Source organism: Terrimonas rubra (assembly GCF_042686025.1).
Classification (GTDB): Bacteria; Bacteroidota; Bacteroidia; order Chitinophagales; family Chitinophagaceae; genus Terrimonas; species Terrimonas rubra.
Map to the genome: position 1 here is coordinate 1,684,457 of NZ_JBHUOZ010000001.1, position 26,528 is coordinate 1,710,984.

The window sequence follows — 26,528 nt, forward strand, 5'->3', positions numbered from 1 at the left end:
TTTTTAGCAACAGATTAAATCTAATTTGTATTTTAAAGGCATGAAAAAAAATGACGATTCTGCTACCGGCATTTGGAAAGTGATATCCGCCTCATCGGTGGGGACCATGATTGAATGGTATGACTTTTACATTTTTGGTATGCTTGCCAAAACGATCAGCACACAATTTTTTCCCGAGGGCAACAGTACAGCGGCTTTGTTAAGTACGCTGGCCATTTTTGCAGCGGGTTTTATTGTACGGCCTTTTGGCGCATTGGTGTTTGGCCGCCTGGGTGACCTGATCGGCCGTAAATATACTTTTTTACTCACGCTGGCATTGATGGGCGGTGCTACTTTTTTAATTGGACTGGTGCCGGGTTATAAAACCATTGGCATTGCTGCTCCTATATTAGTATTATTATTAAGGTTATTACAGGGACTTGCTCTTGGCGGTGAATATGGCGGCGCAGCCACTTATGTAGCCGAACATGCACCGGCCAGCAGGCGGGGCTATTATACCAGCTGGATACAGACCACGGCCACACTGGGTTTGTTTGTAGCCCTGGGCGTTATTATGCTGGTAAAACTGAACATGAGCGAAGCTGCTTTTAATGCTGAGTGGGGCGGCTGGCGTTATCCCTTCTGGACCTCTATTATACTGGTAGGTGTATCGGTGTATATACGTATGAATATGTCCGAATCGCCTTTGTTTGCCAAACTTAAATCAAGCGGTCATGTTTCTAAAAATCCGTTAAAGGAAAGTTTCAGTAAAAAGGCCAATTTTAAAATGGTATTGCTGGCTTTGTTTGGTGCGGTAATGGGGCAGGGAGTTATCTGGTATACCGGGCAGTTTTATGCGCAAAGTTTTTTAGAAACAAAGGCGGGACTGGAATTCGAACAAAGCCGTACCATTATGTTATGGGGTATTGCGTTTGCCACACCCTTTTTTGTTTTCTTTGGGTGGTTAAGTGATAAGATAGGCCGTAAATGGATCATGCTGGCGGGTATGTTATTAGGTATACTTACTTACCGGCCCATCTTCAGTGAATTTTTAAAAGATACGGATACAAAAAACTGGACAACTCATGCTATAATAAACACGGAAACCTTAGCTCCTGTACAACATGTATTACCTGATGGTAATATTACCGAAAAGCAAACCAATATCATTCACCTCGAAAATGGCAGCTGGTATCATATTACCAAACAGCAAACAATAGCTGCGGCTGATAAAACTGTTATCAATGTTACCGAAACAACGGGTAATAAACATTTACCACAGGGTACTTACTGGAAATTTGCGGGCCTGGTGTTTTTATTGATACTATATGTTACCATGGTGTATGGGCCTATTGCGGCTTTCCTGGTAGAAATGTTCCCGACCAAGATCCGTTATACATCTATGAGTCTGCCTTATCATATCGGTAATGGTGTATTTGGCGGCCTGGTGCCCTTCATTGGTTTATTATTAACCACCACCTTCCCTGGCAACGACCTGGTAGGCCTCTGGTACCCGATTGGCGTAGCAACGCTATGTTTAATTATCGGAACCATTTATTTAACGAATAAGATTGATAAAGAAGTGGACGATTGAACAATTGACAAGTGACAATGAGCAATTCATAATTCAATATTGACCTTTGAACTTCTTGAACATTGAACTTTTGGAACCTGATTAACGATTAACGAATAACAAATAACTAACTATATGAACGGTGTAAAAAAAATACTGGGGTGGCTATGGCTGGTGGCCGGGCCTGCATTTATCATTTTTTTGATAAAAGGAGCTATTGATAATATTGACCTGAACGGTAAGAAGGAAATTAATGACCCGGTGATCTGGATCATTATTTTATTGATATTTTTACCCATAGCCATCGGCTTTGTTATTTTTGGCTGGTACGCCATAAAAGGCGAGTATAATCATTTGCCGGAAAGTTCTGAGGAACTTAAATAGTATTAAAATAGTGAATATGTGCTGGTTTTGAACCATATTCAATAATTATTATTAAAATGTAAAAGTTTTGTAAACAAATTGCTGCTCTGCCTGTTATTTTTTACATTTGCGCACACGAGCTATGAGCTTTACCAAAAACAAATACACTTTGAGGCAATATATTGCAACCTTACTGATGCTTTTTGCATTGGTATGGCTGACCGTTAGTTTGCCTTATGTGTATGAAACAAAGCTTAAAGCCGCTAATGAATTAAATGGCAAGTTTGAGGTTGAAAAGAACAACGCCAATCCTTTTGCCAATACTACCGAGGAAAAAACCTGCGGTGGTATCAATACACTCACTGAAGAATACATTCACCACACCAGTTTTGACAATGCAGCTCCTGTAATGGGACAGGTTCAGTTACTGGAACTACACTATCACGAAGGCACTTATACCGCTTTTCATGGTGAATTGTTATGCCCTCCGCCCAATGCCTAACCGGTAATTGGCTTTATTTTTTCTCATTTCTTTTTATTGGTTATTCCCGTTCGCGTAATGGTAGTAAACTGTTGTAATATGTTTATGACAACAGGTATAGATCACACAATTATTCAAAGTAGTAAAAGACAATCTTTTTATGTCAACTCGTGCAAATTATTTTAAAAGCCTTGGCAGCGACATACCAGCTTCCATTGTAGTATTTCTTGTGGCTTTGCCGCTGTGTTTAGGTGTTGCACTGGCATCTAATGCCCCTCCCTTCAGCGGTATCATTGCCGGTATTGCCGGTGGTGTAGTGGTAGGTTTAATGAGTAAATCGCATTTAAGCGTAAGTGGTCCGGCCGCAGGTTTAACAGCCATTGTGGCGGCAGCCATTGCCCTGGTTCCCAGTTACGAAGTGTTCCTGGTAGCAGTAGTATTAGCGGGTGTTTTACAGTTAATACTGGGTATTGCCAAACTGGGTATTATTGGCGATTATGTTCCTAACAGTGTGATTAAAGGTATGCTGGCGGCCATTGGCTTAATATTAATATTGAACCAGGTGCCGCATTTACTGGGCGATGACTCACACTTTATGAGTGATGAAGGTGTCATACCGGAGAAAGGGAATATTTTCCAGAATTTTTTCAGTGCCTTTGGCAATATTAACAGCACAGCCCTGATAATAGGGGGTGTTTGCCTGGCCTTTAGTTTTATCTGGGAGAAGATCATTGCCGGTAAAAAAGGATTTATCCGCCTGGTACCTGCTCCCTTATTGGTAGTGATCATTGCCATCAGCGGTAACTACTTTTTTACACAGGCCAGTCCTGAGCAGGCTTTAAGCGGTAATCACCTGGTAAACCTGGCAGTAGCTTCATCGCCCAGCGAATTTTTCAGCTTATTTACCATGCCTGACTGGTCTTTTATTTTGAATAAGGATGTATTGGTAACAGCGGTAACCCTGGCCCTGGTAGCCAGCCTGGAAAGTTTATTAAGTATTGAGGCCGTTGATGACCTTGACCCTTACCAAAGGGTAACACCTACCAACCGTGAATTAAAAGCGCAGGGTGTGGGTAATATTGTATCGGGTATGTTTGGTGGTTTACCCGTTACCAGTGTAATTGTGCGTTCCTCCGCAAATGTAAACTCCGGTGCTAAAACCAAGGCATCTACCATCATGCACGGTTTGTTATTGCTGCTTTGTGTGGCATTTATTCCCGGTATCTTAAACCTGATACCCAATGCCGCACTGGCCGCTATCCTGATATTTACCGGTTATAAACTGGCTAAACCCGTTTTATTTGTATCCTTCTACAAAAAAGGCTGGGACCAGTTCTTACCTTTTGTGATCACCATCATAGCTATCCTGGCTACCGACCTGCTGAAAGGTGTGATCATCGGTATTGGTGTGGGCCTGTTCTTTGCTTTCCGCAGTAATTTCCGCAAAGCCGTATTCGTGGTAAACGATGATGACAGGTACCTGATCCGTTTACGCAAGGACGTTTCTTTCTTAAATAAAGCCATTATCAAAAAGAAACTGGAGCAGGTTCCTCCGGGCGCCAATGTGGTAATTGATGCCTTCAGGGCCGATTATATTGACAGGGACGTGATTGAAACCATCGAGGACTTTATGATCTCAGCTCCTTTAAAGAATATAACCGTTGAACTTATCAAGAGTAATATGGTGGACCAGGGTTTTGATGAGAAGCTGACCAGTAATGGGGCTCCGCTGATCCGTAGTCACTCCAAAGGCATTGAACATGCCAAAAGTTAATGCAATAGTATTCATTTATTAATTCGATAAAACTTATTAAAAATGCAGTCGTACGAAAAGTTATTATTAGAAAACAAGTCATGGGCCAAAGAAAAAGTATTTGATGACCCTGATTTTTTTAAACGCCTGGCTAAATTGCAAACCCCCGAGTTTTTATGGATCGGGTGCAGCGACAGCCGCGTACCGGCCAACGAAGTAACCAATACACAACCCGGTGAAATATTTGTTCACCGAAATATTGCCAACCTGGTAGTAAATACAGATGTGAACCTGCTGAGCGTACTGTCTTATGCAGTAGGACATTTAAAAGTGAAACATATTATTGTATGTGGTCACTACGGCTGTGGTGGTGTGAAAGCGGCTATGACCAAACAGGACTTCCGCCCTGTACTGAACATGTGGCTGCGTAATATTAAAGACGTTTACCGTTTACATAAATCGGAGCTGGATGCTATTGAAAATGAAGACCAGCGGGCTGACAGGTTAGTGGAGTTAAATGTAAGAGAACAGGTATTTAACCTGGCTAAAACCTCTATTATCCAGCGTACCTGGGCCAATGGTGATGGTCCGCACCTGCATGGCTGGGTATACGGCTTAACTGATGGTATCATTAAACCAGTTTTTGAAATGCCCGCCGGCACACCTATTGATGAAACCTATCAGTTGGAAAACTTCGGCTAAACATTTTAAAGCAATTTTTTATAGCGGTTGGCATTTGCCAACCGTTTTTTTGTAGGTTTGTTGTATGTCAATACAGGTAAATGCGTTAGTTAAAGAGTATGGCCAGCAAAAAGCTGTTAACAATATCAGCTTCCAGGTAGGTAAAGGAGAGATCGTTGGTTTCCTGGGGCCGAATGGTGCCGGTAAATCAACCACTATGAAAATACTGACCGGTTACCTGCAGGCAACAAAGGGCACAGCGCTTGTTTGCGGTATTGATGTGGCCATTGATCCGCTGGCTGCCAAAAAAAAGATCGGGTACCTGCCCGAATCCAATGCGCTGTATTATGACATGTATATTAAAGAATACCTGGCTTTTATTGCCGAAACACATGAGGTAAAAAATATAAAAGAGCAGGTAGCCAAAGTTATACAGCTTGTTGGGCTTACTCCCGAACAACATAAAAAAGTTGGACAACTGTCCAAAGGATATAAGCAGCGTGTAGGTCTGGCCGCAGCTTTAATACATGACCCGGAAGTATTGATACTGGATGAGCCTACCAGCGGACTGGACCCTAACCAGATCATAGAGATACGTGAGGTGATCAAACAGCAGGGGCAGAACAAAACCGTTTTATTCTCTTCCCATATTCTGCAGGAAGTGGAAGCTATCTGCGACCGTGTAGTGATCATTAATAAAGGTAACCTGGTAGCAGACGATAAAATTGCCAACCTTCAGCAAACGGATAATAAACACCAGGCAGTATTGGTACAGTTTAAACAGCCTGTGGATATTACCACTTTACAACAACTGACCGGGGTGGATGAAGCCCTGGTGGTACAGGGAAATGTGTACCAGCTTTTATGCAGCAATGCCGAAACGGTGAAAAAACAGGTACTGCAATTAGCCATTGATAACAGTCTCGATATTTTATCCTTACAAACTGGTAATCAAAGCCTGGAGAATGTGTTCCGGCAACTGACCGGTAATAACAACGCGGTTTAATTTTTTACAGACCAGCTACGGTACCACTATGCCTCATAGTTCCTATAGGAAAGTTTGGTTGTGTCACTCACTGCTACGTCCGGTAATGCTATCGGGCAATTTGTAACTTTCCTGCACCATGTAAAAATCTCATTACCAATTTCCCAATCATCAAATCATCACATGCATTCAATCTTTGCATTTCATTAAACTCATGTTTGTTATTTTTGACCCATGATGAAGAGATGGCTGCATGGATTTATTTTGATATTGTTATGTGTTAATGTACAGGCGCAGGAATATAAACGCCCGGTTTACCCGCAGGGATATTTCAGGTGGCCCCTGAACCTGGCCCCCGAAATTGTGGCCAATATGGGTGAACTGAGACCAAACCACTGGCATATGGGACTGGATATGCGCACCAACCAGGTGGTGAACCAGTCGGTATACGCGGCAGCTGACGGTTATGTAGCTTTCATCGGCATCCGCCCCCTGAGTTTTGGCCGTTTTATCATTATCAATCATCCCAATGGTCTTTCTACCTTATACGCACACTTAAATGATTTTAACAGTGTACTGGAAGCCTATGCTACCCAACAGCAGTATGCGCAGGAATCCTGGGCAGTGGAACTGACCATACCCGCCAATAAATTCCCGGTAAAAAAAGGTGACTTCATTGCATACAGTGGCACTACCGGCGGCTCGCAGGGCCCTCATGTGCATTTTGAGATTTTTGAGACAAGTACCGGTAAAAGGTTAAACCCCCTGTTGTTCGGCATGCCTTTACCCGATGCGGTAGCGCCTACCTTACAGCGCCTGGCCATGTATGACCGTAATAAATCGGTATATGAGCAATCGCCTGAATTATTTGCCGTAAAACTTACGGATAGCGGGTATATTGTTCCAAAGAACAGTGTTATAAAAACCGGCAGTAATAAAGTGAGCTTTGGTATCCAGGCTTTTGACCGCATCAGCGGCTCCAATAACCAGGATGGTATTTACGCAGCGAGGTTATTTCTGGATAACCGTTTGCAGGTAGCTTTTTATATTGACAGTATTGATTACAATGCCACCAGGTATATGAATGCTCATATTGATTACCGGTATAAACATAACGGAGGAGCTTACCTGCAGCATGTGGCGGTGATGCCGGGTGATATCAGCGGCGTATACCATAAAGCCGGTGGTACGGGCGAAATTGTATTAACAGATACCGTGCCCCGCAGTATACGTATAGAGCTGGAAGATGCGTATAAAAACAAGGTGATGCTGAACTTTAGTTTGCAGTATGACGAAAAGCTGGCGGCACAGAAAAACTATGGCAGCGCTTTACCCGATTTGTTTACGCCCAGGTATGTGAATGTATTGGAGAAACCGGATTTCGAGGTGTATTTCCCCGATTATTGTTTATACGATACGGTGCGGCCTAACTATATCCGTACCCCGTCTGCTGCCGCAAATGCGGTTACTGCTTTACACCAGTTGCATAATCCATCGGTACCGGTGGAAGGACAATTTACCGTGCGTATTAAACCTGATAAAACGGTGCCGCCATACCTGCGTGATAAAGTAGTGATGCGTCGTACAGGGGGTGGTGGTAATGTTAGAAAAGCCAGCTGGCAGGGCGACTGGATCACGGCACAGATGCCCGACTTCGGTTCTTTCCAGGCATTTACGGATGTAACGCCTCCCACTGTTAATGAACTGGGTAAGGGCGATACCGTGAACCTGAGCGCTGCCCGTAATATTATATTTACACCCGGCGATAATTTTGGGGTGCAAAGTTTCAGGGCCGAATTAAACGGAAAATGGTTACGGTTTACCAATGACAAAGGCCGTAGCTGGATTTATAGTTTCCCCGCCGATTTTGAGTATGGTACTTATCATTTAAAAGTAATAGTTACCGACCTGGTGGGGAATACCACTACCAGGGAGTGGTGGTTTAAACGTAATGAGTATACACCACCCGTGAAGAAGAAGGCAGTGAAAAAAGCACCTGCCAAAAAGAAACCGGTAGCCACTAAAAAAACAACACCGGCAAAAAAGAAAAAGAAATAATTTATAAAGTACTGATACGATCATGGCAACACATTTACAGCCGGGAGATAAAGCACCGGCATTTACGGGCTTAGACCAGAATGGCAATAAAATAACCTTGTCGGCACTGAAAGGTAAAAAAGTAGTATTGTATTTCTACCCGCAGGATATGACGCCCACCTGTACCGTGCAATCCTGTAACCTGCGTGACAATTATGCCCTGTTACAGAAAAACGGTTACGTGGTGATAGGGGTGAGTCCTGATGATGCCGAATCGCATACAAAGTTTGCTACCCGTAACAGTTTACCTTTTCCTTTAATTGCCGATACCAAACATGCCCTGATTGAAAAGTACGGTGTATGGGGCCCAAAACAATTATACGGCCGTCATTACATGGGCTTACATCGTACCACTTTTGTTATCAATGAAAAAGGGATCATCAGTAAAATATACCTGCGCCCAAAAAACAAAGCACATGCGGAGGAGATACTGGCAGATGCAGGACTTTAATCAATGATCCATTCTACTTCGCCATGTTGTACCGGCTCGTCGGCGCCGTTGTGGTGAAGGATCAGTTGTCCATACTCATCCACACCCTTGACCAGCGCCGTAAAAACCTGGTTATTACGGCGGAACTGCATTTCCTGGTTGTACTTATACAAAATACGGTTGTAGGCCGCTAACTGGTCTGCATTGGAGCGGGTGCTGATTTTTTCGCACTGGGTAATGATCAGCCCGGTGAGTTCCTGTACCAGTGTTTTGATATCAAAGGTTTTGCCGGTGATCTGTTTCAGGGAAACGGGCCGGGTTGCGGCCGGGGCAAATGCCGTTTGGTTAATATTGATACCTGTGCCGATAACGCACCATTTTACAACGGGTGTACCGGATCCGGGCATTGAATCAGGCCTGCCGATGATGTTCTCGATCAATATTCCGCCTGCCTTTCTGTCCTGCCAATAAAGGTCATTCGGCCATTTTATACGTACATCATCGCCGGCGTATTGGCTAAAAAATTGATGAACGGCAATGGCCACCGCCTGGTTAATACGTACCTGATGCAGTACTGGCAATGCTTTGGGGGCATAAATGGTGCTGAGTAAAATATTCACTCCGGCGGATGAATGCCAGGTTTTGTTACGCTGGCCCTTGCCGGCGGTTTGCTCATGGGTGAAAATACCGGTTCCGGACTGTGCCAAACCCGCATGAATCAGTTGCAAGGCATAATTATTGGTACTGTCAATTGTCTGCAACTCAATTAAGATGGGATTCAAATCTGTATTCCTGAAAAGTTGTGACAATTATTGCTATTTTTGACCAAAAGTAGCTAAACTTTACAGCTAAAACCTACCTTAATAAAAAACATTATTACAATGTAGGCGGGCCGGTAAACAAATAAAGTATTCATTAATAAAACTTTCTTTTCTATTGGAACAATTAGAAATGTTGAATAAGCGTCAGAAAAGTGCAGTGACCCGCTTGACAAAAAACTCGAAGATCTTCAAGACCATCATTGCCGCAATGCATGAAAAAAAGGGGAGAAATATCATTTCTCTTGACCTGAGAAAGGTAAATGAGGCCGTTGCCGATTTTTTTGTGATCTGTGAGGCCGATAGTATCCCGCAATTACGTGCTATTGGAGATAATATATTTTCCAGTGTAAAGGAGAAGTGCCAGGAAACACCGTACCATCATGAAGGCTCCCAGGGCGGGCAGTGGTTGTTAATAGACTATGTGAACATTGTAGTGCATGTAATGCACCCCGAAAGCCGCAAGTTTTATGGCCTGGAGGAAATGTGGTCCGATGCACCTGCCGAAGAGCACAAAGAGCAATAATTGATCCCGTACCCTGCAATCCCTGTGAATTGTTAATTTTTAGAATAACTGAACATAAAGGGCCAATAATCCTTATTATGCAATAACCGTTTAGAAAAAATTATGTCGACAGAACCATCAAATAACAAAAGAGACAAACCGAACCGACCGCCGTTATTTAATAACCGCCCGGTAGAAGACGGTCAAAATCCGAAGAAAGGTCCAAAGTTCAATATGTACTGGGTCTGGATCATTTTATTTGCCGTATTAATTGGCGTGCAACTGTTTAATCCTTTTTCAAGTGAAGGTGGCAAAACCACACCACTGGAATTTAAACAAATGCTGTTAAAAGGGCAGGTGAAGGATTATACCATCATTAACAACCGCAATACGGTTCGGGTAACGCTGAAGGATACCAGCCTGGTTCATTATAAAGATGAGTTACCCAAATCTTTTACCGGCGAAACCAATAAACAGGGACCTCATTTTTCTTTTAAGATCACCGGCGGGGAAGCTTTTCAAAAAGACCTGGGTGAATTTTATAAAGAAAATCCCGGCTTAACGCAGGTATCTTATACCGTAGATAATGACAGTGACTGGTTTGGCAAATCATTATCCTTCTTATTACCTATCCTGTTTTTTGTGGGTTTGTGGATATTGATGATGCGTAAAATGAGCGGCGGTGGCGGCGGTGGAGCCGGCCCCGGTGGTATCTTCAATATTGGTAAATCAAAAGCTACTTTATTTGATAAAGGAACAAAAGTAAATATCACTTTTACCGATGTTGCCGGCCTGGATGAGGCGAAAGTAGAGGTAATGGAGATAGTAGACTTTTTACGGAATCCTAAAAAATATACATCCTTAGGTGGTAAAATACCCAAAGGTGCTTTATTGGTAGGCCCTCCTGGTACCGGTAAAACCTTACTGGCAAAAGCCATGGCGGGTGAAGCCCAGGTACCTTTCTTCAGCCTGAGTGGTTCCGATTTCGTGGAAATGTTTGTAGGGGTGGGTGCCAGCCGTGTACGTGACCTGTTTAAACAGGCCCGTGAAAAAGCGCCTTGTATCATCTTTATCGATGAGATTGATGCGATAGGCCGTGCCCGTGGTAAAAACTCCATGATGAGCAATGACGAAAGGGAAAGCACCCTGAACCAGATGCTGGTGGAGATGGATGGATTTGGTACCGATACAGGCATTATCGTACTGGCCGCTACCAACCGTCCCGATGTACTGGATAGCGCTTTATTACGTCCGGGTCGTTTTGACAGGCAGATCACCATTGATAAGCCCGATCTGAAAGGCCGTGAGGATATTTTTAAAGTGCACCTGAAGCCGATTAAAATTTCAGAAAAATTAGATATTCATAAACTGGCCGAACAAACCCCGGGATTTGCCGGTGCCGATATTGCCAACGTGTGTAATGAAGCGGCCCTGATTGCTGCCCGTAAAGGAAAGGATGCGGTAGAAATGCAGGATTTCCAGGATGCGGTGGACAGGGTGATCGGTGGTTTGGAGAAAAAGAACAAGATCATTTCTCCGGAAGAGAAAAAGATCATTGCTTACCACGAGGCTGGTCACGCTATCTGCGGCTGGTATTTAGAACATGCTTATCCGTTATTAAAAGTAACCATTGTACCGCGTGGTACCGCTGCTTTAGGATATGCACAATACACGCCGAAAGAGCAATACCTGTATAATACCGATCAACTGGTTGACCAGATATGTATGACCCTGGGTGGTCGTGCGAGCGAAGAGATCTTCTTCAACAAAATTTCAACCGGTGCACAAAACGACTTACAGCAAATTACCCGTACCGCTTATGCCATGGTAAGTGTATATGGTATGAATGAAAAAGTAGGTAATGTAAGTTTTTATGATCCGCAGCAGGAAACAACTTTCACCAAACCTTACTCGGAAGAAACATCGAAACTGATTGATGAGGAAGTAAGGAAACTGATCGATGATTCTTATGTACGCACCAAGAACCTGTTAAGCGAAAAACGCCAGCAGGTGGAGAAACTGGCGGAAGCATTACTTGAAAAAGAAGTACTGTTCCAGAGTGATGTAGAGGCACTGATCGGTAAGCGTCCGTTCGAGGAAAAGAAACCTTTAACCGAAAGCACTGACAGCATCAGTGCTGACCAGGGCGAAATATCTGCGGGTGTTCCTCCTTATGACAGTGATGTAACCAATCATTCCCTGTAATAGATACATACTATATTTTTATCATAAGTCCGCGACAATCAGTTGCGGACTTTTTTTTATACGAATGCCAGAGAAAAAAAGCAGCTGCCCCAAAAAAATCGGGAACAACTGCTAATGAGTATGATACGAATATCGGAAAGATATATGTTTCATATCCTCTTGTATATTCCCTAAGTGAATATACTTTTACAACTGAATAAAACTACAGGATTTATACCTGCTGTTTAATTCAATCTGTGTTCTAACCTGGTGCCTTTATCTGGCAAAATTTCAATTTATCCAATATTTTTTAGGCTGTGTCATTTCGTAAGAAAGTGACAAGGCTGGTTATTGTTTGTACCGGAACAAATGATGCGATAGGGCCAGGGCCCTGTTAAAAACACTGCTTATTAAAGTCTTAATTCCTCCTGTTAAACCGCTAAATGTAACTGATCATCTATTTCTTATTATTAAAACAGTTAGTATGCAAAAACATCTACTTTATTTTCTTTTTATTGGATGTACCATTTTATCGGGTACCCTGTCAAAAGCGCAAACCATTGTCAGCGCAGGAAAAAATCAACTGGTAACCGGTAATGCTACGTCTTTACAGGGTACCATCACCGGTAGTGGATCCGGTTATGAATGGAGTGTAGAAACATGGCCAGGATGGCCAGATGTGACTAAAAAACCGACTTTTTCTAATGGAGGCCCGATTATCTATAATACCCTAAACCCCACCATCAGTGGCCTGGTAACCGGGACCTATAAACTGAAATTTTCGGGTATCGCTCAGGGTGTGTCTCGTAATCACAGATTCGTGTATTTATATGTAACAGGCAGTCGAGGTACACCGGCATTTGATATTGATTTTGGTACAGGCACTAGCTCACAAACATTAAGCAGTTATTTAACCTCTATTGGCAGTTCGGGAACAACCGGTCTTAATTACCAACATGATGGCACTGCCTGCCCTAACAATGGATTCTATTCTATCCTGCCGCAAACTTACAACACCTGTTTTGACAATGCCTGGATCAATGCCAATGATCATACCACTGGCAATGGCAGCGACAGGTTTTTAATTGTAAATGCAAACGCTAATACATCCGGTACTTATTATGAACAAACCATCACCAATGCCTGTGATGGTGCCGCATACGAGTTTTCGGTATGGGTAGCTAATTTAAACAAGGAAGGAACCACTAACTGCAACAGCGTAGGTGGTTATATATTGCCTGTTATTAATTTTAATTTTTACAATGCCGATAATGGCGTTCTTATCTCTTCCAAATCTACAGGACCAATCCCTATGCAAACAGATCGGGAAAGCGATGCCTGGAAGCGTTACAGTGCTACGGTTAAAATACCTGCCGGGGTAAGCCGTTTGCGTGTAAACATGACCAGCAATCAGGGTGGTTGCGGAAATGATTTTGGCCTGGATGATATTCAATTAACGCCCTATGGTCAGTCGATATCCCTGAATGTTACCGGCGGAAGCGGATCTGGTTCCGGAGCTACAGTGTATGAACGTCTTTATGGCTCCAGCTTTGCTATTGAGGCCACTACCCAATCCGTTAGATTGGATGATGGCAGTACTTATAGCTTGGCGTCCCCTGTATACCAATGGCAGCGTAAAAACAAGTTTACCGGTAATGCCTGGGTAAATGTAGATGGCCAAACCAATGCAACCTATAATATTACAAATTTCGCCAAAGCCGATACCGGCTGGTACCGTATTCTTGTGGCTAGCAGCGGTAATATCGGCGAAGCCGGCTGCCGTATCATATCCAGGGAAATTTACCTGAAAGGGCCGGATGAAGCTACACTGCCGGTAACCCTGGGCAGTTTTACGGTAACGAAGCAGAATAATAACCAGGCATTATTAAAATGGACAACTTTCAACGAAAAAGAAAATGCGTATTTTGAAGTATACAGGAGTCTGAATGGCGTTGATTTTGAGCAGGTAGGCATTGTAGCAGGTAATGGCACTACGGGTTTAACCAATACTTACCAGTTTGCAGATGATATTACCGGCCTGGAGGGTATTATTTACTACCGGTTAAAAGATATAGACTTTGATGGCAGGGGCAATTTCAGCAAAATTATTTCCCTGCGTGGAGACAACAATAATCCCGCAACCATCAGTGTATATCCCAATCCTTTTACAACGGATATTAAACTAACGCTGAATAACAACAGGGAACAGTCTGGCACTATACGTTTAACCAATATTACCGGCCAGGTACTGGTGAGTAAAAAAATACTGTTACAGCGCGGCGAAAATATTGTGGTATTACCCGGGCTGGACAAACTACAAAAGGGCTTATATGTTGTTGAGTTTATTTCAGACGAAGTAAAGATAATAGAGAAAGTGATGAAGCAGTAAACAAGATCCTGTTCTATCATTACCGTAAAGGGGTGGCGTACAATATGCCGCCCCTTTTTTATGCTGCCCAGAGGGCGGATATAAAAAACAATCGTTTGATATCGGGTTTAAAATTTCATGCAAACGAATGTGCATGCTTTCTGTGAGCAAGCCGGGTTATATTTGGTTGCCACACTGGTATAAGTGTTATAAATGGCTAACCATTACACCCATTTGTTACCATTTAAAAAACAACTTTAAAAGCCTGCATGAAAAAATTAGTATCCGCTTTATTACTGCTTGCTGTTTTTAACACGGTGCTTACAGCACAGGATGCGGCAGCTGTACAGCAAGATCTCAGTTATTTTGAAACGCCCATGGCGGTTTCGCTGAAAAAGAAAACCAAACAAAAAGACCTGGCAAAGATCAAAGACCCGCAACTGCGCCAGGTAGCCACACAGCTTTTGGGTAAACAATATGCCCCTCAGTACCGCATGGCAAAGTATAAAGCCTGGTTAACACCTACTACGCTGGGTAAGGAACTGATGATCGGTGACGGGTACAGCAAGTATGAAAACATGACCGGTATTTATTTGCCGGAAGGCAGGCACCTGGTATTGGTGAATAATATTGCTGCCGGTAAAGAAATAAAACTGGTTGTGCCTAATTGGGACAGGCGTGCCCCGGAAGGCATCAAACCGGATAAAGACCCGGCAGGCTGGGGCATTAAAAAGCAGGATTTTGTACTGCAAAACGGGGTGAATATTATTGATGTAAAAAACAAAGGCGGCCTGGCCTATATCGATTATTTTTCCGATGAGCCGGCAAAAGAAAAAGAGATCGAAGTACATTTTCCGGCAGCGGCCGTGAATGGCTATTTTGATATTACCAAACATACCGATGCCGACTGGAATAAGTTAATTGACAATGCGGTTTACCCGATTATTGATGCGAAGGGTAAACATGTACAGGTGGTATATCCTGCGGCAGATTGTAAAAAATATGCTTACGGAAGAGGGGTTGAACTGATCAACAATTACGACTCTTTGATCCGCCTGCAGCATATTATCCTGGGCCTGGTGAAATACAATAAAGTACCGGAGAACCATATTCTGTCGAGGGTGAATTTTAACTACTATATGTTCCGTGACGGCGATGGGGTGGCCTATATGGGTGTTAACCCCGGTAATGCCATGCCGCTGGTGGTGGATCCCTCCCGTGTAATTAAAGGAGACCCCTGCTGGGGCTTTAGTCATGAAGTGGGACATGTGCACCAGTTACGTCCGTTTTTGAACTGGGGCGGATTAGGTGAAGTGAGCAATAATATTTTTGCCGTTTATGGTACTACCTCTTTCGGTAATAAGAGCCGTATATCTGAACAAAAGAATTACCAGAAAGCCCGCGACAGTATCATTGCCCGTAAGATCTGTTATTTACAGGATAATGATGTGTTCAACCGCCTGGTACCGTTCTGGCAGTTACAGTTATACTTTGCAGGCACCGGTGGATATAAAGACTTTTATCCTGATTTGTTTGAAGCTTTCAGAAAGCAGGGTGAAGCCGAAAGAAAAGTCAATGGCGCTAATACCCGCAGCGGTGGCTGGGGAGCCCGCGGTCGTAACCCGGCTACCTACCAGTTAAATTTTGTAAAAACCGTTTGCGAGGTGAGTAAGGTTGACCTGACCGAGTTTTTTGACAAATACGGTTTCTTTCACGTAGGCAATTTTGAGTTCGGAGATTATGGTAATTATAAATATGAACTCACCCAGGCCATGGCTGATGAATGCCGTGCCGCTATTAAAGCCATGAATTTACCCAAACCTAAAGTTGACCTGACTACTTTGGAAGATTAATAAATCGTTCATACGAGCCACCATTTCCGGGAGCAGGTTGCGTAGCAGCCTGCTCTTTTTATTTCCCGGCAAGTAGTTAACATAACATTACATACCTGTTACACGTTTTAATTTTGTAAGCTTTTAATTTTGGGGCCGATTAAAACCAAGCCATGGCTGTAAATACAGAACAATACCAACGTATACAGGACGAATTAGCAGCGCATAATGTTACCCTGGTTGCCGTATCAAAAATTAAACCTGCAAGCGATATACAGGCATTATACGACCTGGGGCAGCGGGATTTTGGAGAAAACTATGTACAGGAACTGGTAGAAAAACAGGAGCAGTTACCTGTTGATATCAACTGGCATTTTATCGGGCATTTACAGCGTAATAAAGTAAAATATATTGCCCCCTTTGTACACCTGATACATGGGGTGGATAGCTATAACCTGCTGAAGGAAATAAATAAACAGGCCATTAAAAACCACCGCGTGATCAACTGTTTACTGCAGGTACATATAGCGCAGGAGGAAACCAAGTTCGGTTTAAATGAAGAGGAACTGCATGCCTTACTTGAAAAAACAGAAGACCTCCAACAGGTGCATATAAAAGGCTTAATGGGCATGGCCAGCTTTTCGGATGACGAAAAGATCGTACGCAAAGAATTCCGGATGCTTAAAAAACTATTCGATCAGCTGAAGGAATACCGTTTGCCTCAACTCCAGGCAGAAACCCTGTCCATGGGCATGAGTGGCGATTATACCATGGCGATAGAAGAGGGAAGTAATATGGTGCGTATCGGTAGCCTGCTGTTTGGAAGAAGAGGGTAAAGTATAATTATGATTTAAGATTGTAGGATTTATGATTTACTGGTACAGGTAAAAGCTACTCATACCTTCTAACTTCCCAACTTTCTGTCTTCCTGATTTTTTAACTTCTTTCTATATTATTCTTTTGACGGACTGCAGGTCACTGCTGCATAGTATTACGCCGGGTTGTTTACCTTTTTCAAAACTTCCGTATTGATGACTGATCTGTAACGCTTCGGCGCCATTTAAAGTGGCCCATTGCAGTAGTTGTACTAAAGGTATTTGCGGGTAAAAGGCCTGAATGGTCCTGATCTCTGCAGCAATATTCAACTGGTGATTAGAGGCCAGGCTATCAGTGCCCAGTACCAGTTTACAATTATTTTCTATCAGCATGGGTATATCGGGCAGGGTATTGCTGATATACTGGTTGGCGTTGGGGCATAAACATATCCAGCTGTTACGTTGTTGTTCCTGGTCCAGTTGCTGCATATAGTGTACATCCGCTGTTGTTGTGTGTACATCATGAACCAGTATTACCGGTTGTTTTGAATTAAAGCGGTGGTAATAACTTTGCAGGCTGCTTTTACCGGTAGGTGTAAAATGATCTGCCGGCATATTTACCTTATCATAAAAGGCTTTGAAGCCACCGGTTTTATGTTTAAACCATTCATCTTCGGCCGCGGTTTCCTGGTTATGGATGGTTTGCAGTTGTGAACCGGAAAACTGCTGTAATAATGTCCAGAGCTCCGGGGAAACGGAATAGGGAGCATGGGGTACCATGGATACATGGCCGCCCGTTTTCTCTGTTAACTGCCTGAACTGTTGGTATAACTGCTGCGATTGTATAAAACGCTGTTCCGCAATAGCGGGATTAAAGCCCGTTACCTCGATAAAATGATGATAGTATAATTGTTGTTTTTGCTTCTGCGGCAAGGTTAGGGGAGTATTACAGATATCTCCGACCGCTACAATGCCGTTATCCAGCATCTCCTGTTCGGCCAGGGCAATGGCCTGGTCAATGGTATGTACCTGGCTGTTCCGCCGCGTAAGGATGGCATAAATAAAATCGGTGAGCCCTGTATGTTCCGGGATGGCGCCTTTTAAATGACTAAGTTCCAGGTGGCAATGGCAGTTGATAAAGCCGGGAGATAAGATACCGGTAAAGGTCTCTATACCCTCCATCCCGTCCGGAAAAGGCAGGATATCTTCTATTATACCCTCCTCGCTGATCAGTAATACATGATTGTATAACAATTCCTTGCCCGTAAATAATATATCTGCCCTTAATTTTCTGAAAGCCATAATTAAAATATTTACCTTTGCAGCCCGAAAATCTTTGGATAGCCGGCAACAGTATTCATTTTGTTGCCGTAAAGGTACTGCTAAAACAGGCTTACTTTTAAGGAGGTTATCACCGGGGTTTTATAAAAAGCAAAGTATATGTTAGATAAGTTAGAAGCCATACAGGCCAGGTTTGACCAGTTGGGAGTTGCCTTGACCAACCCAGAGATTGTGGCTAATAATAAAAAATTTGCCGAAACCAGTAAGGAATACCGCAGCCTGGAAAAGATTGTGAATGCCTATAAAGATTACAAGACCTTATTAAGCGATATTGAATTTTACCAGGAAGGATTACAGGGGAATGATGAAGAGATGAAGGAGCTGGCAAAAATGGAATTACCTGCTTTGGAAGAGAACAAGACCAGGCAGGAAGAAGCGATACGCCAGTTGCTGATACCCAAGGATCCCCAGGATGATAAGAATGCTATTTTAGAGATACGTGCCGGAACCGGTGGTGATGAAGCCAGTTTATTTGCCGGCGACCTGTTACGTATGTATATGCGCTATTGCGAAGGACGTGGCTGGAAGATAGCTTTATTAAGCGAAAGTGAGGGTACGGCGGGAGGTTATAAGGAAGCCCAGTTGGAAGTTACGGGGGATGATGTGTATGGCGTTTTAAAATTTGAAAGCGGGGTACACCGTGTACAGCGGGTGCCTGCTACCGAAACACAGGGACGTGTACATACATCGGCCGCAACGGTGGCGGTAATGCCCGAAGCGGAAGAAGTGGATTTTGAATTAAATCCGGCCGATGTAAAAATGGAAACCGCACGAAGCGGTGGTGCGGGTGGACAGAACGTAAACAAGGTGGAAACGAAAGTAATGTTAACGCATATACCGACCGGCACCGTGGTTATTTGCCAGACGGAACGGTCGCAATTAGGTAACCGGGAAAAGGCCATGCAGATGTTGCGTACCAAATTATATGAAGAGCAGGTACGTAAGCAGGAGGATGAAATAGCAAGACACCGTAAAAGCCTGGTGAGTACCGGTGACCGCAGTGCCAAAATCAGGACCTATAACTATCCGCAGGGACGTGTAACCGATCACCGGATCAACTTTACGTCTTATAATTTAGATGCTGTAATGAACGGCGGTATCCAGGACTTTTTAGATGCTTTACAGTTTGCAGAGAATGCAGAAAAACTGACTAAGGCGGAATAGGATGGGTTTTTAAAAGAGGTAGTTCACCGTTAATACCTTTACAGGTTTATTCCCGCAGATGGCGCAGAAAAGATGCACCGCAGATTTTCGCAGATAAGTTTTTGTGTAGTGGAAAATGTAAGCATAAGGTTGATAACAATTATCTATGTGCCGGATAAGGTACCATTACCAAATTATCTAATTGTCTAATTATCAAATTAGCTCTCCTTCTCTTCCATCTCTACCACACCACCCGTTACCGCATATTTCATGGCATCGCCGGAACTGATATGTTCTATATGTTTTACCTTTTCCCTGGGTAAAATGTATAACTGTCCTGCAAAGTTATAAGCCTGTGGTACGTATACGGCTACTTTATCGGCGCCAAATTCAAACTTCTGCATTTCCTCATCGGTTAAAAAACCAACGATCCATACATCATTGGCAAATACATTGGCGAGTACCGCTTTGGTGAACTTTTTTTTATCGCCGGCAAAAGCTTCAAAGAAATCTTTAATTGAAGTATAAATAAACTTGATGCCGGGTGTACGCTCAAGCCAGTGATCAAAAAAATTAATGATGCTGCCCATTAAAAAATTGCTGCTGATCCAGCCTACAAAGATGACAAAGGCCACAATAACAATGAAGCCGATACCCGGAACACCAAACACCGGACGTAAAATACCATCTACCAGCTCAAACAACCAGTACAAAGCATATACGGTAATACCGATGGGGGCCAAAATAAGCAACCCCTGTATAAAAAAACGGAGTATTTTTTTGAAAGGAGTATCCGGTGTTTTTTGTGAAGCCATAATGGTAGATTTCAATTGCTAAATTACTGAAGTATAGGCAAAGGGAGCAGACATAAAAAATCCCTTGCAACAATTGTCACAAGGGATGGGGGTTTTCTCATGTGTAATTATTTCAAGATGGACCGGCTGATCACAATGCGCTGTACTTCGCTGGTACCTTCATATATCTGGGTAATTTTAGCGTCACGCATCAGGCGTTCCACATGGTATTCTTTTACATAACCATAACCGCCATGTATCTGTACGGCTTCCACACTGTTCCACATGGCCGTTTCCGATGCATATACTTTAGCCATGGAGGAGCTGAGGGTATAATCCATATGGTTGTCCTTTTCCCAGGCAGCTTTTAAACATAATAAACGGGCGGCTTCTACCTTGGTGGCCATATCGGCCAGTTTAAAGGCAATGGCCTGGTGGTTCATAATTTCAGTTCCAAATGCTTTACGGGTTTTGGCATATTCTTTTGCCAGCTCGTAGGAGCCGCTGGCAATACCCAGGGCCTGTGAAGCAATGCCGATACGGCCGCCGGCCAGGGTTTTCATGGCGAATTTAAATCCGAAACCATCTTCGCCGATACGGTTCTCTTTGGGCACTTTTACATCGGTGAACATTACCGTTGTGGTATCGCTGCCGCGGATACCCAGTTTGTTTTCTTTTGCGGCAATGGTTACACCCGGCCAGTCTTTTTCTACGATCAGACAATTAATGCCTTTACTGCCTTTGCTGGCATCAGTTTGTGCCATTACCAGGTAGGCGGAGGCGGTGCTGCCATTAGTGATCCAGTTTTTGGTACCATTTAATAAATAATGATCGCCCATATCTTCGGCAATAGTACGTTGCGAAGTGGCATCGCTGCCGGCTTCGGGCTCACTTAACATAAAAGCACCGATATATAATTTGCCGTCTTTTTTGCCCTGAGCCAAAGGCACCAGGTATTTTTGTTTTTGTTCTTCAGTACCGTATTGCTGCAATCCGTAACAAACCAGGCTGTTGTTCACACTCATACATACGCTTACACTGGCATCAATTTTTGAAATCTCTTCCATGGCCAGTACATAACTTACGGTATCCAGCCCGGCGCCACCATATTCCGGTGATACCATCATGCCCATAAAACCAAGATCGGCGAGCTTCATTACCTGGTCATAAGGGAATTTTTGTTGTTCATCCCGCTCAATTACACCGGGCAGGCACTCGTTTTTGGCAAAGTCACGGGCTGCCTGCTGGATCATTTGCTGCTCTTCACTCAGTTGAAATAACATACGTACGATTGTTTGTTGTGCTGCCAAAGATAGCGGAACATTTGAGAATTTGTACATTAAAACAAGATTTCCGATGGCTGCTATTCAGAAATTTAAATACCCCTGACTTTTATTCATCCTGGTCAAAATACTGCAACACCTCATTAATATCGGTTATACTCAGCCCGGGATAGTTGCATAATTTTATTGGGTCTTTTATCCAAACTGCCATTATGCGTTATAACAAAAGTCCCCTGTTTTTCTTACTCCTGTTTTGTGCCCTGTTGCCCTTAACCGCTGCCATGGGCAATGATAGTATATTGATTAACAAAGGAACGGTATTAAAACCGGGTAAAGAAGTATACCTGCCGGCAAAAGTTTGGCGGGTGCCGGATAATAATAACTACGACAGCGATACCAGTGAGTACAGTCATAAACGTAAAGTAGAGGGCGAGAATATTGTTATTTTCTGGGCAAAAGAGTTTGGCGATGATCCGATGAAGAATGAAAATGTGGCCAAACGTTTTGATGTACATGAGGCCCTGAAAGAATGTGAAAGGTTCTACGATTTTTATGTGAACAAACTTAAAATTGTTCAGAAAGGAAAATCATTAACGGATAAGTATAAAACTCTTTTTTATGTGATTGGCGGTGAGGAGCAGACGGCGTTTGGCGGCGGCGCCGAGAATAAGATAGGTATATTATGGACACCGGCTGTACGCATGAGCAAAGCACCTTATGGCGCCCTGGCCCATGAGTTGGGACATGCATTTCAATATTTAGCCAGCAATGATAATGGCACCGGCTTTGGCGGCGCTATTATGGAAATGTCGGCGCAGTATTTATTATGGCAGGTTTACCCGGAGTGGATGACTTTTGAGAACTACCACCTGGTGAGTTTTATGAAAAAGAACCACTATGCTTTTTTACACCCTACCAATATGTACCATACGCCGTATGTAATAGAATATTGGTCGAACAAACATGGGATTGAGTTTTTTGGCAAAATGCTGCGTGAGGTGAAAAAAGGGGAGGATCCGGTAATGACTTACCAGCGCATTACGAATATTACCCAGGAACAGTTTAATGATGAAATTTTTGACGCGGCCCAACGCTTTATGACCTGGGATATGCCCCGGATTGAAAAAGTGGCAGCGAAATATGCAAACCAGCACCATACTAATTTTAAGCCGGCGGAGGATGGCTGGTATAAAGTGGATGCTGCCAATTGCCCCCAGAACTACGGGTATAATGGTATTAAATTACAGGTACCGGCCAAACCCGGAACGGTAGAACTTGCGTTTAAAGGCATAGTGGGTGATACGGCTTACCGCAATATAAAAGCCGATAAAGCCGGGTGGCGATATGGCTTTGTAGCCGTGAAAAAAGATGGCAGCCGTGAATATGGTAAAATGCAGCATAAAGCGGAGGGTAAGGCCACATTTAAAGTACCCAAGGATACCCAGTATTTATGGCTGGTGGTAAGTGGTGCTCCCAAGGAGCATTGGAAAGTATCAGGCAAGGATGAAAATAATGAACAATGGGCTTACCAGGTAAAATTTAAAGGGACTGACCTGGCGAACCCCGCTCAACAATAGTTTTTTCTATAAGTAGTTAGTTTTTGGTTACGCCGCCCCTTTCAAGGGGCGGTTTTTTTGTAAGAATGGTTAGTGAGACACGAACCATGACCCGTGTCTCACTAACCATCACAATGCCTAAAGCCCAAAGGCTGCCCGACTGGCAGTAGTAGCTGCAACGCCCGTAAAGTTCCTGCCCCGGAAGGGCGCATGGTAATGCCCCGTTGCACTACTACCGAAGGCGGGGACTGAAGCCGATGAGGGTACTGCAGCTGAGAGCCCCAAAATATTTCTTGTTTTTGTTAAACAAAACCTAACTATTGTTGTTAGTGAACCGTGGCGTGACAGTTTTTTGACGTAATTTTGCCACCGATTAAACAACAGGGGCTCATGAAAAAAATACATATTATTTTATTGGTGCTGGTAGCCGGAACGATTGCTTTTTTAGTAACCTTTTTACAGAAAACAACTACCTACGATTCCGTAAATACCGCTATGTCCAAGCCCGGAAAATATGTACACTTAATGGCCCGCTGGGACGCTTCGGAGCCTATGGAATATGATGCCATAAAAAATCCTAACCACCTGGTTTTTACCGCGGTAGACACGCTGGGAAATAAAGTTAAAGTAGTATATAGCAACCCTAAACCGGAGAATTTTGAAAAAAGTGAAAGACTGGTTTTAATGGGGCAATACGAAGCTGAAAAGGGTGTATTTGTTTGTAAAACAATACAGACCAAATGTCCGTCGAAATACAAAGAGGGACAGGAATATAAGGACGAAAAAACGACTGAACCAGCGCAATCCAGCACCAAGGCACCGCAAAACCAACCGACCAATGCCCTGGTATCTATAGCGGTTGCTAAATAATATATCATGGATTATATAGGCGAAAACTTGCTTCCCGGCCAGGTAGGGCATTTATTGATCGTATTATCATTTGTTGCATCTATAGTGGCTACGCTGTCCTACTTTATGTCGGTACGAACAGCGCAGTTAAAAGGCCAGGGCGGTGTATTGGCTTTTGCCAATCCTGAGTCAACAGCCTGGAAAAAGCTGGCCCGTTATGCCTTTATCACGCAGTTTTTATCCATTGTTACCATATTCGGCTTGTTGTTTTACATGGTATTCAACCATATGTTTGAATACCACTACGTGTGGAAACACAGCAGCCGTTCGCTGGAAGTAAAATACCTGCTGGCCTGTATCTGGGAAGGACAGGAGGGTAGTACCCTGTTGTGGACTTTCTGGCATGCGGTACTGGGTTTGGTTATCATGCGCAGGGGTAAGGACTGGGAAGCACCGGTAATGACCGTTATCAGTTTTACCCAGGTATTATTAGCTGCAATGGTACTGGGCATTTATATTTTCGGGTACCGTATCGGTATCAATCCATTTATTTTATTAAGAGACAGCGGCGTGCTGGACAATGCACCCGCCCTGCATATCAACTTTGATGTTACCCAGCCTTTGAAGTCGGATTTTATGCTGTCCATTAAAGACGGTAATGACCTGAACCCCCTTTTACAGAACTACTGGATGGTGATACACCCGCCGGTACTGTTCCTGGGTTTTGCCAGTACTTTACTGCCTTTTGCCTTTGCTTTAAGCGGCTTATGGTTAAAGAAGAACGATCAGTGGATCAATGCTTCCTTACCCTGGACCTTATTTTCGGTAGCGATATTTGGTATTGGTATTATGATGGGCGCCGCCTGGGCTTATGAGTCATTGAACTTTGGCGGTTACTGGGCCTGGGACCCGGTAGAGAATGCCTCCCTGGTGCCCTGGCTGATACTGGTAGCAGGCCTGCATACCTTACTGATCTATAAACACAGCGGTTACTCGTTACGTGCTACTTATATTTTCTTCCTGCTCGGTTTCATTTTTGTATGGTATTCTACTTTCTTAACCAAGAGTGGTATACTGGGTGAAACATCGGTGCATGCGTTTACCGATACCGGCCTGAACGTGCAATTGTTTTTATGTATTTACGTGTTTATATGGCTGGCGCCTGTTGCTGCGGCGAAAACCTTTAATGAGAAGGTACTCATCGGCCTGGCCGGGGCTGTTTTAGGCATTGCCTCCTATTACCTGTCAGTACCGGGTTTACCCATGTTCGCCATTTTAGCGGGTGTGATAACCATGGTAGTGTATATTAATAAACAGGTACCTACGGTTAAAAAAGAAGAGGATGTTTCGTCCAGGGAGTTCTGGATGTTTATCGGCTCGCTGGTATTCTTTTTATCGGCACTGGTTATTACGGTGATCACTTCTTTACCGGTGTTTAATTCGCTGTTTAAACTGAACCAGGCACAGCCTGAAAATGTAGAGTTTTTATATAACCAGATACATGTACTGGTAGCCGTGGTAATTGCAGTATTAACAGCAGTGTCACAGTACCTGAAGTATAAACATACTCCCCGGGCCTTCCTGTTAAAAAAACTGGGGATCCCAACTTTGATTGCCGCTGTTTTTGCCACGCTGGTGTTGGCTTTTGGCAACATCAACTATATTAAAGAAGGCATGGGCTTTTTGGTGCAGATATGGATAGCCGTAGCTGCCAGTATATATGCCATTGTCGCCAATGCCGCTTATATATGGGTGGGCATTAAGGGCAATATGAAGATGAGCGGGGGTAGTATAGCACACGTAGGTTTTGGTATGGTGTTATTAGGCATTTTATTATCATCGGGTAAAAAAGAGATACTATCTTATAATACCAGTGGTATACATATTGATTTTGGCAAGGACAGCACCCAGAAATCGGGTGAGAACCTGACCCTGGTAAAAGGCGTGCCGATGCAGATGGGCGGGTATGATGTAACCTTTATGGGCGATTCAGTACATCCTAAAAAGCCATTGACTTTTTTCAAGGTTGATTTTAAGAATAAAGCAACAGGGGAGGAGTTCAGGTTAACGCCCAACTCCTTCATCAACTATAAAAATAATGAGGGGTTAATGTCCAACCCATCTTCCCGGCATTATTTAACCCATGATGTGTTTACCTATATATCAGCCATGGCCGACCCGGAGAAGAATAAGGATACTGCCCGGTTTGTAGATTATGTACGTGGCATTGGCGATACTATTTTTTACTCCAAGGGCTATATTTTAATTGAGAATGTTGTGGCCGCCGATAACCTGCCCCTGGCTAAAGCAGCCAAGGAGGACAGCGCCATACTCGCTACTTTAAATATTCATGCCCAGACCGGCAGCCGCTATACCACCGACCTGTTATTGCTGAAGGATGCCCGGGGCAATGTACGCAGTAACCAGGATACTCTGATGGCCGAAAGCCTGGTAATGGAACTGCGTAACTGGCAAAACGGTAAGGCTACCATTGCCATGAAGGAGTCCAATTCAGTACTGGACTGGATCACCCTGAAGGCCTATAAATTCCCTTTTATCAATATTTTATGGGCAGGTATTATTGTTACCGCTATCGGCCTGTTTATCAGTATGTTTTACCGCATTGGACAGAACAGGCGTAACAAACTGAAGAAGGTGGAATAACCGGTAACGGGTTTTAACAATTTGGTACAACGTT

Annotated in this window: 21 protein-coding genes; 17 read left to right on the forward strand and 4 right to left on the reverse strand. The window is 43.6% G+C overall.

Annotated features, from left to right (window positions below; translation table 11 throughout):
- Positions 1 to 40: 40 nt before the first annotated feature.
- The 8 genes from ACFS6H_RS07165 to bcp all read left to right on the forward strand — a co-directional run bounded on the left by ACFS6H_RS07165 (position 41) and on the right by bcp (position 8,363).
- Complete coding sequence (locus ACFS6H_RS07165) at positions 41 to 1,573, forward strand: MFS transporter (RefSeq protein ID WP_386096702.1); 1,533 nt, start codon at positions 41 to 43, stop codon at positions 1,571 to 1,573.
- A gap of 114 nt (positions 1,574 to 1,687) precedes the next feature.
- Entirely contained in the window at positions 1,688 to 1,936 is a 249-nt protein-coding gene (locus ACFS6H_RS07170) for a DUF6814 family protein (protein ID WP_386096704.1), read from the forward strand.
- 148 nt (positions 1,937 to 2,084) lie between these two features.
- Complete coding sequence (locus ACFS6H_RS07175; RefSeq protein WP_386096706.1) at positions 2,085 to 2,417, forward strand: hypothetical protein; 333 nt, start codon at positions 2,085 to 2,087, stop codon at positions 2,415 to 2,417.
- Positions 2,418 to 2,556: 139 nt separating this feature from the next.
- Positions 2,557 to 4,170 (forward strand): SulP family inorganic anion transporter, encoded by a 1,614-nt coding sequence (locus ACFS6H_RS07180; RefSeq protein WP_386096708.1) that lies wholly within the window; start codon positions 2,557 to 2,559, stop codon positions 4,168 to 4,170.
- Positions 4,171 to 4,212: 42 nt separating this feature from the next.
- Complete coding sequence (locus ACFS6H_RS07185; RefSeq protein ID WP_386096710.1) at positions 4,213 to 4,851, forward strand: carbonic anhydrase; 639 nt, start codon at positions 4,213 to 4,215, stop codon at positions 4,849 to 4,851.
- A gap of 64 nt (positions 4,852 to 4,915) precedes the next feature.
- Complete coding sequence (gene gldA, locus ACFS6H_RS07190) at positions 4,916 to 5,836, forward strand: gliding motility-associated ABC transporter ATP-binding subunit GldA (protein ID WP_386096712.1); 921 nt, start codon at positions 4,916 to 4,918, stop codon at positions 5,834 to 5,836.
- Positions 5,837 to 6,049: 213 nt separating this feature from the next.
- A complete protein-coding gene (locus ACFS6H_RS07195) occupies positions 6,050 to 7,873 on the forward strand; it encodes a peptidoglycan DD-metalloendopeptidase family protein (protein WP_386096714.1) in 1,824 nt (607 codons plus the stop codon).
- 22 nt (positions 7,874 to 7,895) lie between these two features.
- Positions 7,896 to 8,363: a thioredoxin-dependent thiol peroxidase gene (gene bcp, locus ACFS6H_RS07200; protein WP_386096716.1), complete on the forward strand. Its 468-nt coding sequence runs from the start codon at positions 7,896 to 7,898 to the stop codon at positions 8,361 to 8,363.
- Here bcp and ACFS6H_RS07205 read toward each other — a convergent pair.
- A complete protein-coding gene (locus ACFS6H_RS07205) occupies positions 8,360 to 9,151 on the reverse strand; it encodes a biotin--[acetyl-CoA-carboxylase] ligase (RefSeq protein ID WP_386096718.1) in 792 nt (263 codons plus the stop codon). The genes bcp and ACFS6H_RS07205 overlap by 4 nt on opposite strands.
- Positions 9,152 to 9,278: 127 nt before the next feature.
- Here ACFS6H_RS07205 and rsfS point away from each other — a divergent pair, with 127 nt between their 5' ends.
- The 5 genes from rsfS to ACFS6H_RS07230 all read left to right on the forward strand — a co-directional run bounded on the left by rsfS (position 9,279) and on the right by ACFS6H_RS07230 (position 16,885).
- Positions 9,279 to 9,686 (forward strand): ribosome silencing factor, encoded by a 408-nt coding sequence (gene rsfS, locus ACFS6H_RS07210; protein ID WP_386096720.1) that lies wholly within the window; start codon positions 9,279 to 9,281, stop codon positions 9,684 to 9,686.
- Between the two features lie 102 nt (positions 9,687 to 9,788).
- Positions 9,789 to 11,870 (forward strand): ATP-dependent zinc metalloprotease FtsH, encoded by a 2,082-nt coding sequence (gene ftsH, locus ACFS6H_RS07215; RefSeq protein WP_386096723.1) that lies wholly within the window; start codon positions 9,789 to 9,791, stop codon positions 11,868 to 11,870.
- 463 nt (positions 11,871 to 12,333) lie between these two features.
- Entirely contained in the window at positions 12,334 to 14,238 is a 1,905-nt protein-coding gene (locus ACFS6H_RS07220; protein WP_386096725.1) for a T9SS type A sorting domain-containing protein, read from the forward strand.
- A 248-nt stretch (positions 14,239 to 14,486) separates the two neighbouring features.
- On the forward strand, positions 14,487 to 16,070 hold the full coding sequence (locus ACFS6H_RS07225) for a M60 family metallopeptidase (RefSeq protein WP_386096727.1): 1,584 nt from the start codon (positions 14,487 to 14,489) through the stop codon (positions 16,068 to 16,070).
- 152 nt (positions 16,071 to 16,222) lie between these two features.
- Positions 16,223 to 16,885 carry a YggS family pyridoxal phosphate-dependent enzyme gene (locus ACFS6H_RS07230; protein WP_386096729.1) on the forward strand — a complete coding sequence of 221 codons (663 nt, stop codon included), beginning with the start codon at positions 16,223 to 16,225 and terminating at the stop codon, positions 16,883 to 16,885.
- Between the two features lie 111 nt (positions 16,886 to 16,996).
- On the opposite strand, the gene ACFS6H_RS07235 is transcribed toward ACFS6H_RS07230, so the two are convergent.
- A complete protein-coding gene (locus ACFS6H_RS07235; protein ID WP_386096731.1) occupies positions 16,997 to 18,166 on the reverse strand; it encodes an amidohydrolase family protein in 1,170 nt (389 codons plus the stop codon).
- 138 nt (positions 18,167 to 18,304) lie between these two features.
- On the opposite strand from ACFS6H_RS07235, the gene prfA reads away from it, so the two are divergent.
- Positions 18,305 to 19,369 carry a peptide chain release factor 1 gene (prfA, locus tag ACFS6H_RS07240; protein ID WP_386096733.1) on the forward strand — a complete coding sequence of 355 codons (1,065 nt, stop codon included), beginning with the start codon at positions 18,305 to 18,307 and terminating at the stop codon, positions 19,367 to 19,369.
- A gap of 197 nt (positions 19,370 to 19,566) precedes the next feature.
- Here the strand turns inward: prfA and ACFS6H_RS07245 are convergent, their stop codons facing one another.
- Both ACFS6H_RS07245 and ACFS6H_RS07250 read right to left on the reverse strand, forming a co-directional pair.
- Positions 19,567 to 20,163 carry a DUF502 domain-containing protein gene (locus tag ACFS6H_RS07245; protein ID WP_386096735.1) on the reverse strand — a complete coding sequence of 199 codons (597 nt, stop codon included), beginning with the start codon at positions 20,161 to 20,163 and terminating at the stop codon, positions 19,567 to 19,569.
- Between the two features lie 107 nt (positions 20,164 to 20,270).
- The gene (locus ACFS6H_RS07250) at positions 20,271 to 21,482 is read right to left on the reverse strand and encodes an acyl-CoA dehydrogenase family protein (protein ID WP_449343075.1); all 1,212 of its coding nucleotides are present in this window, start codon (positions 21,480 to 21,482) and stop codon (positions 20,271 to 20,273) included.
- Between the two features lie 155 nt (positions 21,483 to 21,637).
- On the opposite strand from ACFS6H_RS07250, the gene ACFS6H_RS07255 reads away from it, so the two are divergent.
- The 3 genes from ACFS6H_RS07255 (at position 21,638) to ccsA (ending at position 26,494) form a co-directional block, all read left to right on the forward strand.
- Positions 21,638 to 23,002, forward strand: a complete 1,365-nt coding sequence (locus tag ACFS6H_RS07255) for a DUF6055 domain-containing protein (protein ID WP_386096737.1) — start codon at positions 21,638 to 21,640, stop codon at positions 23,000 to 23,002.
- Positions 23,003 to 23,371: 369 nt separating this feature from the next.
- On the forward strand, positions 23,372 to 23,851 hold the full coding sequence (locus ACFS6H_RS07260; protein WP_386096739.1) for a cytochrome c maturation protein CcmE domain-containing protein: 480 nt from the start codon (positions 23,372 to 23,374) through the stop codon (positions 23,849 to 23,851).
- A gap of 6 nt (positions 23,852 to 23,857) precedes the next feature.
- The gene (ccsA, locus tag ACFS6H_RS07265) at positions 23,858 to 26,494 is read left to right on the forward strand and encodes a cytochrome c biogenesis protein CcsA (RefSeq protein WP_386096741.1); all 2,637 of its coding nucleotides are present in this window, start codon (positions 23,858 to 23,860) and stop codon (positions 26,492 to 26,494) included.
- The last annotated feature ends 34 nt before the right edge of the window (positions 26,495 to 26,528 follow it).